The sequence below is a fragment of the bacterium genome (genome assembly GCA_020444065.1).
Taxonomy (GTDB): domain Bacteria; phylum Sumerlaeota; class Sumerlaeia; order SLMS01; family JAHLLQ01; genus JAHLLQ01.
This window is the reverse complement of record JAHLLQ010000006.1, coordinates 264,135-278,473: the sequence shown is the minus strand read 5'-3', so window position 1 is coordinate 278,473 and position 14,339 is coordinate 264,135. Positions and strand designations below refer to the sequence as shown.

Annotated in this window: 8 protein-coding genes; 5 read left to right on the top strand and 3 right to left on the bottom strand. The window is 58.3% G+C overall.

The features are described 5' to 3' along the window. Nucleotides 1-219 precede the first annotated feature (219 nt). Nucleotides 220-2,940: a formylglycine-generating enzyme family protein gene (locus tag KQI84_15390; protein ID MCB2156259.1), complete on the bottom strand. Its 2,721-nt coding sequence runs from the start codon at nucleotides 2,938-2,940 to the stop codon at nucleotides 220-222. A 290-nt stretch (nucleotides 2,941-3,230) separates the two neighbouring features. Here KQI84_15390 and KQI84_15385 point away from each other — a divergent pair, with 290 nt between their 5' ends. Genes KQI84_15385 through KQI84_15370 form a run of 4 tightly spaced genes read left to right on the top strand, consistent with a single transcriptional unit; the run spans nucleotide 3,231 to nucleotide 9,842 of the window. Further along, nucleotides 3,231-4,595 (top strand): efflux RND transporter periplasmic adaptor subunit, encoded by a 1,365-nt coding sequence (locus KQI84_15385; GenBank protein MCB2156258.1) that lies wholly within the window; start codon nucleotides 3,231-3,233, stop codon nucleotides 4,593-4,595. A gap of 12 nt (nucleotides 4,596-4,607) precedes the next feature. Then, nucleotides 4,608-7,799, top strand: a complete 3,192-nt coding sequence (locus tag KQI84_15380) for an efflux RND transporter permease subunit (protein ID MCB2156257.1) — start codon at nucleotides 4,608-4,610, stop codon at nucleotides 7,797-7,799. Then, nucleotides 7,796-9,238: an efflux transporter outer membrane subunit gene (locus KQI84_15375; protein ID MCB2156256.1), complete on the top strand. Its 1,443-nt coding sequence runs from the start codon at nucleotides 7,796-7,798 to the stop codon at nucleotides 9,236-9,238. The genes KQI84_15380 and KQI84_15375 overlap by 4 nt, the downstream gene beginning before the upstream one ends. A gap of 28 nt (nucleotides 9,239-9,266) precedes the next feature. Beyond that, entirely contained in the window at nucleotides 9,267-9,842 is a 576-nt protein-coding gene (locus KQI84_15370) for a TetR/AcrR family transcriptional regulator (GenBank protein MCB2156255.1), read from the top strand. Nucleotides 9,843-9,953: 111 nt separating this feature from the next. On the opposite strand, the gene typA is transcribed toward KQI84_15370, so the two are convergent. Beyond that, complete coding sequence (gene typA, locus KQI84_15365) at nucleotides 9,954-11,849, bottom strand: translational GTPase TypA (protein MCB2156254.1); 1,896 nt, start codon at nucleotides 11,847-11,849, stop codon at nucleotides 9,954-9,956. Nucleotides 11,850-12,078: 229 nt separating this feature from the next. Between typA and KQI84_15360 the strand changes: the two genes are divergently transcribed. Beyond that, complete coding sequence (locus KQI84_15360; protein ID MCB2156253.1) at nucleotides 12,079-13,059, top strand: hypothetical protein; 981 nt, start codon at nucleotides 12,079-12,081, stop codon at nucleotides 13,057-13,059. Between the two features lie 11 nt (nucleotides 13,060-13,070). On the opposite strand, the gene KQI84_15355 is transcribed toward KQI84_15360, so the two are convergent. Further along, nucleotides 13,071-14,339, bottom strand: coding sequence for a type II and III secretion system protein (locus KQI84_15355; GenBank protein MCB2156252.1), 1,269 nt, complete (start codon nucleotides 14,337-14,339; stop codon nucleotides 13,071-13,073).

Here is a 14,339-nt window from a genome sequence, read left to right as displayed (position 1 = left end):
TAGCCGAGCCCATCGGGCTGGGTTCGAGGCGCGTCCGTTTTTCCGAGCCCTGAAGGGGCGACACATGATGCTTCGTCGCGACCCTTCAGGCCGCGGACGTGGGTCCGTCCGGGGACCCAGGCCTGACGGCCTGGGCTGAGGAATTACCGGCCCGTTGGGCCTTGGTTTGGGCGAAGAAAACGAACGGGCCAGAATCGAATCGGCATCCATCATGTCGGATCATTGCCCTCCGCCCCCGACATCCCAATATCCAACTAACCTGAATCCATACTCTCTGTGTTTGGCTTCCGGCGGACAGCAGTAGGGATATCGGAAGGCAGAGCGGCACTGACTTCGCATTGTGCTGTAACTTCCCCCACGGAAAACTCTTTGCCCTTCGGGATATCCCGAACCATCCTCCCAAGCAGAGCCATCGGTGGGTGGTGCTCCATTGTAGTTGAAATGTCCTTCATCCTGACACCATTCGCGGATACTGCCACTCATATCATGGAAGCCCCATCGATTTGGGGGCTTTTGCCCGACCGCATGTGAGTAGTCCTCCCCACTGTTCAGGTTGTACCAGGCATATTCATCGATGTCCTCATAGTTGGGATCATCCCCCCAATAGTAGCGTGTCGTTGTCCCCGCCCTGCAGACATATTCCCACTCGGCTTCAGAGGGAAGTCGCACCTGGAATTCTCCCTGCCCTGACGCATAGAGATAGCTGTTTAGCGTCGAAATATACATCTGGGCATCATCCCATGAAATGTAGTTCGCAGGTTGGTCGGAGTAGTGGGGTACATTTGTCGCTTCCTCAGCCCAGGGCTGTGTCCCCATGACAGCTTCCCACTGCCCTTTGGTCAGCTCAAACTTGGCCATGTAGAAAGAGTATCCAATCTCGACCCAGTGCTGAGGCACCTCATAGGCGGTGGCTGCTTCTTCTCCTGGATAACATCCCATCAAGAACAAGCCAGGCGGAACGGGGAGGAATGTGAGAGGCACATTTCCGGGCAGCATCATCGTGATTTCTGTCGGAACGGAGCGGATCTGGACGCGTTCCAGGAATAGAGAGCCGTTCCGGTCCAAGAGCGCATGTTCGGGATCTGCCAGGAAGTCAAATGATGAGAGCAAGCTTGTCTCAACGCCGAAGTCTGGAGGGAAATAGACAGTGTAATCTCGGGGTACTCCCAGAGTCGGAGTGTTCAATGCCTGACCGGTTGGCGCGATCACGGTATAGGCGCACGCTCGGAACAGGGACTCGTTCATTCGCAGTCTAAACGTGGGTGCCAGTTGTGGGTCCACCAAGTCGCTTCCTACCGTGAATATCCCGTAGTACATTCGATGGGGTTCGATTGTTACGTTGTTGGAAGACTCAAGCGACGATCCCCAAAAACCAAACTGAAACTCATCCGCGTCGGATGGAGAAGCTACCAGCCGCTGGCCGGCTTGATCGTATGAGAAGACAGGTGAAGCAAAGGCCTCTGGAATCCCGAAGTACTGCCAGTCATTGGTCCCTTCCGAAAAATCGTATATCTTCTCCTCTCTTGATTGGAGGAAGGCATAATCCGGAACCGGAGAGATCGAGACTTGATCCAGCCGCAACGTTGCCGTCTGGGAATCCCGTGGCGTGAAATTCAACATGTCAAAATGCAAGGAGAAGATAGAACTCGTGGCGGGTGGAGAGAAGTACAAGTCGTATTGCCTTCCATTTGGCCCAGGCGAGTATGCGCCGCCTGCATTCGATTCGATAACAAGGACATCGGACTGCTGGCTATTCTCAGCCGTGGTGCGAATGCGGATCGTCGGCACGATACCCGGATCTTCTTCATCGCAAGTGATTCGACAGGAGGCCCTGAACACAGTCTGTCCTTCAGCCTTCTCGATACTCAACGGGATGTTGGTTGCAATATTCAGCGATGCGCCAGCCTCGGTGACTTCCAGCGATGGCGATCGCCAGATACCGACCAGTTCCGTGCTGGGTATTGCGGTCATGTCCAATGTCCCAGGTGAACCAATCGTAGTGGCGAAGATCGGCGAATCAAAAGGTGGCCAACCGAAAGCTCTCCATCCTTCCCCGTTCCTGGCGAACTCGAATTCGACAGGGATAGGATAGGGATTGGAAGTTGGTGCTTCGGCTGCAGGGAAGACAACGACGCGCAATCCGACAAAATCGGAACGAATGAGAAACCACGCGGATTGATCGCCCGCATATGGGCAGTCTTCGATAATCTCAGTCCATTGGAGAACCTCCAATGAATCGCTGGCACAATCCCAGGGGCCGCTGTCGCAGCTCCCGCCGTGCACCCAGATTGCAGTCTCCCACAAGCCGTAGGGTCTGTAGGGAGGATCCGGCCACCAACACCCGGAGTCTCGATTATCTATCCATTCGGCGACATTGCCACTCGTGTCGTAGAGACCCCAGGCGTTCGGGAGCTTGCCTCCAACAGGCTGCTTCATGCCATTCGCATTCGCATTGTACCAGGCATAATCGTCGATTGCGGTGTAGTCCGGGTCGTCCCCCCAGTAGTACTCGGTTCTCGTCCCGGCAGCGCAGGCATACTTCCACTGATCTGACGTCGGTAGAGCCGCCCCGGCGAAGTCCTCGGGGTATTCAGCGCACAGATAATCGCCGAGAGTCTTCGCGAAGTTCACGGCCTCGTCCTGCGTCATGTTGGTGGCCGGTTTCAGAAAGTCCGGTGACTCCGGATCGCCAGATTCGCCGGTCGGTGTGGAGCCAGTGAGAGCTTGCCATTGGCCGTTTGTGATTTCGAACTGGCCCATGTAAAAGTCACGTGTGATGCCCGTACCTTCATCCGAACCCCGCGGCGCACGGACAAAGATCAAGGGCAGCTCGATTCCTCCGGGTAGCAGGGGCGTCTTGTCCGCAGGCACAGTATCGCCGCAGACCCCCTTCACACAGATCAGACACAATAGAAGCAGAAGACCCAGCCGCTTTCTCATCCCGAATCCCTCCGATCCTGGCGACAACAGTCCATAATGCGATGAGATGTTCAGTCAGGGCAATCTGTTTCTCGATGCAGAGGCCCCTCACCGCCGCCTTGCCAGGCGGATGCCCCCCACAGCGCCAACTTGGACCGCGGGGCAAAAAAAGTCGTTGACGGGCGGGCCATTACTGTACCATCCAGACGGTCAAAGTGTGCCGACTGGTCGGTATGCTAATGCGGGGCGGGCGAAGTGGAATCGAGGCTTCGCAAACAGGAGAAGGACTTCAGAAAGGCGGTTCAGGTCAAATGACGCGTGAACGCAAGACGGGATCGAGATGGTCGATCGCAAAGCGACTTCTGGCAGCAGCAATCGTGGCGACCCTGGGAATGGTCATCCTCGAAGTGGGCTCAGGCCGAGCGATGGCCGAGGAAGGCAAAGATGGGAAGGCGGCGCCGGCGGCTGCACAGGCGGCGCCGAAGCCGCAGGTCGCTTATGTGGTCATTGGGACGGAGCCGTTGACGCTGACCACCGAACTGCCGGCACGGACCTCGGCCTTCCTCGTGGCCGAGGTCCGTCCTCAAGTGAGTGGAATTGTGCAGAAGAGGCTCTTCAATGAAGGATCGCAGGTCAAAGCCGGCGAGGTGCTCTACGAAATCGATCCGGCACCGTTTCAGGCATCCGTCGATATCGCGGAAGCGAATCTGGAAGTCGCCAAGCGGACCGCCGAGCGGGCTCGCGCAGCGCTTGAAGCCAGCGAGGCGAACGTCAAGCAGCAGGAAGCGACGAGTGAACTTGCAGAACTGAACCGAGAGCGCGCCGAGGACCTTGTTGTCGACGGAGCCGTTTCAGCGAGTGATCGCGACGCAGCCGTGACGAACTCCGATGTGGCCAGGGCCGCGCTGGAAGCAGCGCGCGCGCAGATCGAAAGCGATCGCAGCGCACTGGCAGTGGCCGAGGCGTCGATCAAGCAGGCAGAGGCCTCGCTGAAGGCCGCGCGAATCGAGTTGAACTACACGAAGATCAAGGCCCCGATTTTCGGTTGGATCGGGAAGTCCAACGTCACGGTGGGTGCAATGGCCACCGCCTACCAAGGAATTGCTTTCGCGACGATTCAGCAACTCGACCCGGTATACGTCGACGCTCCGCAATCGAACGCCAGCCGGCTGCAACTGCTTCGCAATATGCAGGCAGGTCGCATCAAGAGCAGCGAGGCCGATGCGACCGATGTTGAACTGCTCTTCGAGGACGGGACTCCCTACAACACGGCCGGCACGCTGAAGTTCTCCGATGTCACCGTGGAGCCCAGCACAGGCTCTTTCATTTTCCGCATGACGTTTCCGAATCCCGACAATCTCCTTCTGCCGGGCATGTATGTGCGCGCCGTGGTCGAAGAAGGAATGATGGACAAGGCGATCCTGGTGCCGCAGCAGGGCGTTTCCCGTGACCGTCGTGGCGACCCGTACGTGTTGCTGGTGGGCGAGGATGGCACTGTCGTGCAGCGCCCGATCGTGATTGATCGCGCAGTCGGCAATCGTTGGCTCGTCGATTCGGGACTGTCCGTGGGCGATCGCGTGATCGTCGAAGGTGCGCTTCGCGCTCGCCCAGGTACTCCAGTAAACGCCGTTCCGTTCGAGAGCAGCACTGCACCAGCGACCGAGACGAAGGGGTAGGGGAGAGACGTCATGTTATCGAGATTCTTCCTTGATCGGCCCGTCTTTGCGTGGGTAATCGCCATCGGCATCATGGTGCTGGGCGGCCTCGCGATCTACAAGCTGCCAATCTCTCAGTATCCCCCCATCGCGCCACCATCGATTGCGATCGATGCCTTCTATCCAGGCGGTTCGGCGCAAACGGTCGAGGACAGCGTGACCCAGATCATCGAGCAGAAGATGACTGGTTTCGAGGACATGCTCTACATGTCCGCGACGAGCGATTCCGCCGGTGCCTCGCGTATCGAATTGACCTTCCGCGCAGGAACCGATCCCGATCTGGCCTGGGCGAAGGTGCAGAACAAGCTGCAGTTGGCCATGCCGAGCTTGCCGGAAGCGGTGCAGCGCTCGGGTGTTAAGGTCAGCAAGTCGACGCGCAATTACCTGATGATTATCGGTTTGGTTTCCGAAGATCCGAACATGAAGGGCGAGGATCTTCGCGATTACGCCGCCTCGAACATCGAGAAGGTGCTCGCGCGTGTCCCTGGCGTCGGCGAAGTCGAAACATTCGGTTCGCAATACGCCATGCGCATCTGGCTGAACCCGGAGAAGTTGACCAGCTACGCGTTGACCGTCGGCGACGTCGTGACGGCCTTGAGAGCTTACAATGTCGAGATCTCCGCTGGTCAGTTTGGTGCTTTGCCCGCCGTTGAGGGCCAGCGCCTGAACGCATCGATTGTCGTGCAGAACCTCCTTCAAACGCCGGAGGAATTCGCGTCGATTCCGATTCGCGTGAACCCCGATGGCTCGATCGTCAGAGTCAGTGACATTGGTCGCACGGAACTGGGGACGGAGTTCTACGACGTTCAAGTCTTCGATAATGGAAAGCCTGCGGCGGCCCTAGCGGTCCGTCAGGCCCCCGGCGCAAACGCGGTCGATACGGCCAATTCCGTGAAGGCCAAGATGGCGGAAATGAGCAACTACTTCCCATCGGGCATGAAGGTTACCTATCCGTACGACACGACACCGTTTGTGAAGGTCTCGATCTACGAAGTCATCAAGACGCTCATCGAGGCCATCGTTCTTGTTTTCCTTGTGATGTGGCTATTCATGGGCAACCTGCGCGCGACGTTGATTCCAACGATCGCCGTGCCGGTCGTGTTGCTCGGAACATTCGCATGTCTCGGCCTGTTCGGATTCTCGATTAACATGCTGACGATGTTTGCGATGGTACTAGCCATCGGACTTCTCGTCGACGATGCGATCGTCGTGGTGGAAAACGTCGAACGCATCATGAGCGAAGAGGGCCTCGGGCCGCGTGAAGCGACTGCAAAGTCGATGGATCAGATCACGAGTGCGCTGATCGGCATTGGCCTTGTCCTGTCGGCTGTGTTCGGACCCATGGCATTCTTTGGCGGCTCCACTGGCGTCATCTATCGCCAGTTCTCCGTCACCATCGTTGCGTCGATGCTCTTGTCAGTGATTGTTGCGTTGATCCTGACGCCAGTGCTTTGCGCGACGCTGCTAAAGCCTATTCCCAAAGGCCACGAGCCTGCAGAGAGCGCATGGTTCCTGATCCGACCGTTCCTGATGGGATTCGATCGCGTCTTCTTCTGGATCCGCGATCGCTACGTCGGGCTTGTCGGACACTCGCTGCGCAAGATGTTTCGCTACATCGCTCTCTATCTGATCCTCGTCGCAGGTGTCGGTTACCTGTTCCATCGCCTGCCGACGAGCTACGTGCCGCAGGAAGATCAGGGCATTCTGCTGACGCAGATGATGCTTCCGACCGGCAGCACGCTCGAGCAGACTCAAGAAGTTGCCGACCAGGTCCGCACGTACTTCGAGCAGAACGAAAAAGAAGGAGTTGAATCGGTTCTGACGATTGCCGGCATGGGCTTTTCCGGACGCGCCCAGAACAACGCGATGGTCTTCATCAAGCTGAAGGACTGGGAACTGCGGAAGCGCCCGGACCTCCGTGCGCCGGCAATCGCGGGCCGCGCGATGGCGGGCTTGTCGTCAATCCGCAACGCGATTGTCTTCACATTCCTGCCGCCGTCGATTGTCGAGCTTGGCACCGCTCAAGGACAGGACTTCGAACTCCTGGATCGTGGCGGCATCGGCCACGATGAGCTGATGCAGGCCAGGAATATGTTCCTCGGCATGGCGATGCAGGACCCGCGTCTGGCCAGCGTTCGCCCGAATGGTCTCGAGGACGTTCCTGAATTCCGAGTCGACGTGGATTGGGAGAAAGCCGGTGCCTTGGGCATCCCGATCTCTTCGATTCACCAGACGATCTCCACGGCATTCGGAAGCTCGTACGTCAATGACTTCATCCAGAGCGGACGTGTGAAGCGTGTCTATGCGCAGGCGGACGCGGAATACCGCATGGCGCCAAAGGATCTGGAGAACCTGTACGTGCGCAACAATGAAGGCAAGATGGTGCCGTTCAGTTCGTTCGCAACGACGCGCTGGGCATCCGGCTCGCCGCGCCTCGAACGCTTCAATGGATTCCCATCGCTCAACATCTGGGGCCAGGCCGCGCCAGGACGCAGCTCCGGCGAGGCGATGCAGGCGATGGAAGAAATCGTCGACAAGCTGCCCCAGGGCGTCGGGTACGACTGGACGGGACTCTCTTACCAGGAACGCATCACCACGGCTCAGGGGCCGATCCTGTACGCGTTCTCGCTGCTCGTGATCTTCCTTTGCGTGGCTGCGCTCTACGAGAGTTGGACAATTCCATTCGTGAACCTTCTGATGCTGCCACTCGGCGTGCTTGGTGCCCTGGCTGCAACAACGCTGCGTGGCTTGTCCAACGACGTGTACTTCCAGATCGGGTTCCTCACGACGCTCGGTCTGTCCACCAAGAACGCCATTCTGATCATCCAGTTCATCAAGGAACAGCGGCGCGAAGGCATGCCATTGCGCGAAGCTACACTGGCCGCCGTTCGCATTCGTTTCCGCCCGGTTATCATGACGTCGCTGGCATTTTTCTTCGGTACCTTGCCGCTGGCCATCGCGGTCGGCGCGGGTGCCGGCGCGATGAAAGCCATCGGCACGGCTGTTACCGGCGGCATGGTCTCCGCCACATTCATCGACCTCATCTTCATCCCGTTGTTCTTCGTACTCATCGTGCAACTCTTCGAGCGAAGGAAGAAGAAGAGCGAATCAGAAGAAGATGAACCCTCCGATACTCCGAGTTTGCCCGAAGGTGAGTTGACATGAAAAGCGCACGCATCACTTCCCTCTTCCTGACCGCGCTGGCGACAGTCGCCCTGACGGCATGCAGTCTCGCTCCGAAGTACGAGCGCCCAGATGCGCCCGTTCCGGATCAGTGGCCCGCGGGAGCAGCGTACGACGAATACACCACGCCGACGATCGAAGCCCCGGACATCTCATGGCGAGAGTACTTCGTCGATGACAACATGTGCCAAGTCATTGAGATGGCTCTGGAGAACAACCGGGACCTCCAGATCGCCGCTCTGAATGTCGAACAGATGCGAGGGCTCTACGGAATCAAGCAGCGCGAGTTGCTTCCGACCGTCTCTGCAGCCGGCACGATGTCGAAGCAGCGCCTCTCGGGCGACCTGGTCGGTGTCGGCGCTCCTCGAAATGTCAATCAGTACAGCGTAGACCTCGGCATCCTTTCGTGGGAACTGGACTTCTTCGGCCGCCTGCGCAGCTTGAAAGACGAAGGGCTGCAAGAGTTCCTTGCCAGCGAGCACGCGCGGAAGAGCACCGAGATCCTTCTGACGTCGTCCGTCGCGCAGACCTACCTGGCGATGGCGACCGACCTTGAGAACCTTCAACTCGCACGCGAGACTCTGGAAACCCAGGAGCACGCACTGCGAATCGTGCAGCGGCAGTTCGACGCCGGCGTGGCGACAGAGCTTGACCTTTATCGCGCAAAGACGCCGGTGGACTCCGCCCGCAAGGACCTCGCGAGTTACGCACAAATGATCGCGCAGGACAGGAATGCGCTCGAGTTCCTCGTCGGGGCGCCGGTTCCTGACAGTCTGCTTCCGGACAGTCTCGAAGGCGTGGCCGCGCCGAAGGCATTGGAACCGGGCCTCAATTCGGAAGTCCTGCTTCGCCGTCCGGATGTCTTGCAGGCCGAGGCTTCCCTGAAGGGTTCCTACGCCAACATCGGCGCGGCGCGGGCAGCGTTCTTCCCGCGGATCTCACTCACAACCACGCTCGGCACTGCCAGTAATGATCTCAATCGCCTGTTCGAGCAGGGGACCGAGACCTGGAGCTTCGTCCCGAACATTGTGATGCCGATTTTCGATGCTCGCACCTGGTCTGCGCTTAAGGTCAGCAAATCTCAGCAGAAGATCGCCGTTGTTCAGTACGAACGAGCCATCCAGAACGCGTTCCGCGAAGTGGCCGACGCACTGGCCGTGCGCGGAACCATCGACGAACAAATCGCCGCACAGGAGAACGTCGTCGAGTCGGTAGAGCACACACATCGACTGGCCACATTGCGCTACGAGAAGGGGTTGGACAATTACCTCGGCGTCCTCGATGCACAGCGTTCGCTCTATGCAGCGGAACAGGGACTCTTGGCGCTTCGATACGCCAAGGTCGCAAACCAGGTGAGTCTTTTCTCCGTGCTTGGCGGCGGCGCCGATATCGCCGACACCGCAGTGGTTGCGCAGAAGTAGACTCGGGCAGGAAGGAGATGGAAGAACGATGGGTCGACCAAGTTCAAGAGAGCGTATCCTGAAGGCCGCGGAGACAATTGCCTCTCGCGATGGCGCAGGGCACCTGACGCTGGACGCCGTGGCTCAGGAAGCCGGAGTCAGCAAGGGTGGCTTACTCTATCACTTCAAATCGAAACGGGAACTCATCGCAGAGATTCTTGCCGCGCACATCGATGCCATCGTTGCGGCATGTGATAAGGAACGCGATCGGCTCGCCGGGCAATACCAGACGGAATTGGAACTCCACCTCCGGGCCACTTTGGAATCGGAACACAGCCCGATGAAGAATCGGGAAATGGGAATCGCACTGCTCGCCGCCGTTGCAAACGAGCCCGGGATCCTGCATGAAGTCAATGATCGATTCGAGGAATTCGAAGAGCAACTGTGGGGGAAGAGGAGCGAGTTCAAGGCTGATGCGGCAATCTTATGGTTGGCGGGCCACGGTCTTAAGTTTCTCGACCTGATGGACCATTCGCCTTTCCTGGACGGCCAGCGAGAGCAGGTCGTCCGCCGCCTGATCGAACTCGCCAGCGATCCGTCTCCATTGCGCGAGAAGAAGCAGTAAATCAAGAATTCGTCCTGTCCACCGCAGGACGAACTGCTCAGTGCCAGGTGGCCAGCCCGCGATCCTTAGTGGTCGCGGGCTTGGACTTTAGTGGGAGAAGTCTGCAGGAACTTACGCAGTCGCTGCTTCCGACATCATCTTGCGGCGCTTCTCATCTTTCTTGCGCTCTTCCGCATCGAGGATCGCCTTTCGCACGCGGACACTCTCGGGAGTCACTTCCACAAGCTCATCCTCGGCGATCCACTCAAGTGCCTGGTCGAGCGTCATCTCGCGTGGCACCTTCAGTCCGACATCGATTTCCTTTGTCGAGGAGCGGTGATTCGTGACGTGTTTGCGCTTCGTCGGATTGCAGGGCATATCACCTGGACGCGAGTTTTCGCCCACGATCATCCCGGCATAAACGCGATCCATCGGCTTCACGAACAGCGTGCCGCGCGTCTGGAGATTCTCCAGCGAGTACGTCGTTGCGGCGCCGATATCCATGCTGACCATGCTGCCACGGTTGCGGGATGAGAAGTCGCCGCGCCACGGGCCATAACCAAGGAAGCGGGACGACATGATTCCAAGCCCGCGCGTATCGGTCAGGAAGTCGCTGCGATACCCGATCAACCCGCGCGTCGGAATCGTGAACTCAATTCGCATAATACCCGTGCCCGTGTTTTCCATGTTGGACAACTCGGCCTTACGGTTGGACAACTTCTCAATCACGATGCCCTGGTAGTCTTCCGGAACGTCGATAATCAACTGCTCAATCGGCTCCAGCAAGTTGTGCTCGTCATCGTGTGTCGTAATCACTTCGGGGCGGGAGACGCAGAACTCGAATCCTTCGCGGCGCATTTCTTCGATCAGGATCGCCAGGTGCAACTCACCACGGCCGGAGACCTTCACGGCATCGGCGCGGCCAACGTCCTCCATGCGAAGGGCAACATTGACGTGCAGTTCGCGCTCAAGACGTTCGCGAATCATGCGCATCGTGGCGGCTTTGCCTTCATCGCCAGCGAACGGACCGCTGTTGACGCAGAACAACATGCTCAGCGTAGGCTCCTCGATTTCCAAGGGCGGCAATGCCGGCTCGTGGAAGTCGGGAGACGAAAACGTGTCTCCGATGTTGATCTCTTCGGGACCTGCGATCCATACGATGTCGCCCGCTGAGACTTCTTCGACAGCGAGGCGTTCTAAGCCGCGCGTCACCCACACATGCGCAGAGCGTTCGTTAAACGTGTCGACCACGTCCCACTCGCCTTCCTGGCGGACATAATCCCGCCAGCGAGTTGCGGTGCGGGCGAAGTGCTGGCCGAGGCGATGACGTCCACTCAGGACACGGCCGCAGCCGATCTGGCCGATGAATTCGCTCCAGGCGAGTGTGCTGATCTGCATCCGGAATGGTGCATCCAGGTCGGCCTCCGGAGCGGGGACCTTTTCGATGATCGTCTCGAAGAGTTCCTTCATTCCCTTGGTCGAGCTATCGTCTTCCAACTCACGCACCAGCCATCCATCCAGTCCCGACCCGTAAAGGACCGGAAAGTCGGCCTGCTCGTCCGTTGCGCCGAGTTCGATGAAGAGATCGAACGTCTTGTTCAGCGCTTCGTCCGGCATGGCATTCGGCCGATCGACCTTGTTGACGATCACGATCGGGCGCAGGCCCAGGCGCAGGGCGCGCATCAGAACGTAGCGCGTCTGGGGCATCGGGCCTTCGTTGGCGTCAACCAGCAGAAGGACCGAGTCCACCATCGAGAGCACGCGTTCGACTTCGCCGCTGAAATCCGCGTGACCGGGCGTATCAACGATGTTGATCAAGTGCCCATCCCACTCGACCGTACAGTGCTTCGAGCGAATGGTAATGCCGCGCTCGCGCTCCAGTTCGTTGTTGTCCATCAGGCGCTCTTCCAGGCGGGCGTTCTCGCGGAACACCTGGGCAGCGCGGAAAATGGAGTCGATCAGGGTCGTTTTCCCATGATCGATGTGGGCAATGATGGCCAGATTTCGGATGTTCTCTACAGCGGTCATAACTCTCGATCTTCACAAAAACTCCCCGGCTCTCGGCCAGGGGCGCGCAAGGGTGCACAGACTGCCACTCCACGTCAAAGGGCAATCGTCCCCCGGAGCAGGAATTAGACCGGGGTGATCCGGAGTTTTGTGGTCATCACTGCGATTTTCCCTGGACCCCTCCATGCGCATGCCAGCATTTTGCATGAACAGTAGGTCAAATCATGTGCTGCCGGAGGGGCAGAGACTGGTGTCTCAGATCACTACGAGACGATTTCCAGGATTGGCGCGCCTAGCCCTGATCAAGGGCGCACTTCTTCTTGTCTGCATGCTGATCCCCATGATTGCGGGGGCGGATCGCCTCGTCGTGGACATGAAGGACGGCACCAGCAATACCTTCGACAATGTCATCATCCACAGTGCGGAGTTGGACGCGGACAATCATCTCGTCCTGAACGTCAAACCCAGCCCCGACGCCGCCACCTATCCGGTGGAACTGAGCCGCGTGATCAGTTTGGAGATCGGCGACAATGGCGAGGGGCGCACTTATCACCTCGCGACACCTACTCAAGTCGGTGGCCGGCGAGTCTATGAGAACGTGACCATCCTGGGATACAAGGATGGCGAATTTCAACTGATCCCCGAGAACAGGACACAGGCATTTCCCCTCAAAGGGACGGCCGTGATCACAATGCAGCCGGGGGAGAGCAAAGGCAATCACCCCGCCTTCGATGCCGCTCCGCTCCCCGATACATACAAGAACTATCAGGAAAGCAATCTCGGCTACGATCGCAACAACCTCCCAGGCGCAGAAATGAACCCCTCGGGCGATTGGAACGAGGGGGTGGCGGGGTACGATACTATTTCCGAGGATGGGGATGCCTCGGATACGGGATCGTCCGAGATGCCAGATGAGCTTTCTCGGATCCTGGACAGCATTCTCAATGACGGCGGTTCCGAGGAAATCTCGATCGCCGGCATGATTCTGTCAGGGGGCATTTTCATCCTGTTTCTCGGGACATGGATCTGGTGTCTCATCCATGCGATTACGGATGAGTCGGAAAGCAGGTGGGTTCGCATCCTTGTTCTTATCTGTTGTTGCTGCTGCAGCTTGACAAAAGTCTGGTACGCCTTTTCGCAGTACGAGGGGAAAGGGAAGTCACTTCTTCGTGTACTTGTGGTCGTCGAGTTCCTGCTTGGCTTGATGTACAGGTTTTCCGGGTATTTCTAGGTCGAAGGCTTTCAGTCTCGCTTCTTGCGAGCCTCTTCGGCCGTTGGCACCGACAGAATATCCCGACGCAAGCCTTCCGTACTCAAATCCTCGCCGCGAATGGCGCGGTACACATCGCTGTTGTTCGACAGATAGATGTGCGTCGCGTACTTGTTCGGCTGAGGCTTGTACCAGTCCGGGTGACGCTGCTTGAATTCGGCAATGGCCTCAGGGCCCCTATTGCGAGCCTCCACGTACTCTTCCCGGCGATCGAGGAATGCCTGTGTGTTCTTCTGAAGTTCCTCGTTGATCTTGCCAGGCTCTCGTGGTGTCAGGAAGATCACCGCACTCTGTACATCATCTACGTCGGTCTCGTTGGAGAAGAGATACTTCAGAACAGGGACATCGCGCAGGTAGGGGAAGCCGGACTTTCGCTCGCGGTATTCCCGCAGGTACAGGCCGCTGAGAATCAGCGTTTCGTTCATGCGCAGCACGGCCTGGCTGGAGACCGTGGTCTTGTCGAAGTTCACATCGTCGTTCGTCTCAGACGCCAGCAATCTTCCCAGTACGCTGGTGCGTTCGGCCGAAACTTTCAGCAGCACTTGCTCTTCACCTTCGCTGGTGCGTGACTTCAGGATCGTCGGCGTGACATCCAGGCGAATACCGAACGGATACGGCTTGATATCGCCGCTCTCGATGCCGGTGACCTTGAACACGATTTCGCCGCCGGAGAGGAAGTGGGCTTCCTGACCATTCAGCGTTGTCAGGTGCGGGCGAGCCAGCACGCGCACGGATTCATCGCTCGCATTCGCGATCGTGACATTGTAATCCACCGCCGCCGCAAACAGGCCGCCCCACTGCGTATCTTCAAGGACCGCGCCAAACGCCGACGGACCCTGAAAACCGGTGCCGTCACGCTTGTGGCGCGCGGCAAAGAATTGCGACTGGATGTTGATCAATTGCAGGAAATCGAATCCCGTGCTTTCCGTGATCGTATCGCCCACGACGACGATGATCACATCGATTTCGATCATCCGGTCCGATGCGGCGATGTCCTCTGTCGTCAGATCGATCACGCCTTCCTCGGCTGCCAGGATCGCATCAATCTTCGCGCGTTCGGACGCATCCTTCGCCCATCCCAGCAGTACCAGGTCATCGCCGCGCCGTTCCGTTTGCACGGTTGGATAATCGGCCAGCAAGCGATTCAAGCGCTCCTGGCGCAGATCGATGGCATCCTGGGCCAAGGCGGTGCTCGCCAGCGAAATGAGCAATGTCAGAACAAGGACAAAACGGAAGGTCAT

Excerpts from the sequence above, each read along its gene's own strand:
- KQI84_15385 (MCB2156258.1), top strand. The coding sequence starts at position 3,231 with ATGACGCGTGAACGCAAGACGGGATCGAGATGGTCGATCGCAAAGCGA.
- KQI84_15380 (MCB2156257.1), top strand. The coding sequence starts at position 4,608 with ATGTTATCGAGATTCTTCCTTGATCGGCCCGTCTTTGCGTGGGTAATC.
- KQI84_15390 (MCB2156259.1), bottom strand. The coding sequence starts at position 2,940 with ATGAGAAAGCGGCTGGGTCTTCTGCTTCTATTGTGTCTGATCTGTGTG.
- KQI84_15355 (MCB2156252.1), bottom strand. The coding sequence starts at position 14,339 with ATGACCTTCCGTTTTGTCCTTGTTCTGACATTGCTCATTTCGCTGGCG.
- KQI84_15375 (MCB2156256.1), top strand. The coding sequence starts at position 7,796 with ATGAAAAGCGCACGCATCACTTCCCTCTTCCTGACCGCGCTGGCGACA.
- typA (MCB2156254.1), bottom strand. The coding sequence starts at position 11,849 with ATGACCGCTGTAGAGAACATCCGAAATCTGGCCATCATTGCCCACATC.
- KQI84_15370 (MCB2156255.1), top strand. The coding sequence starts at position 9,267 with ATGGGTCGACCAAGTTCAAGAGAGCGTATCCTGAAGGCCGCGGAGACA.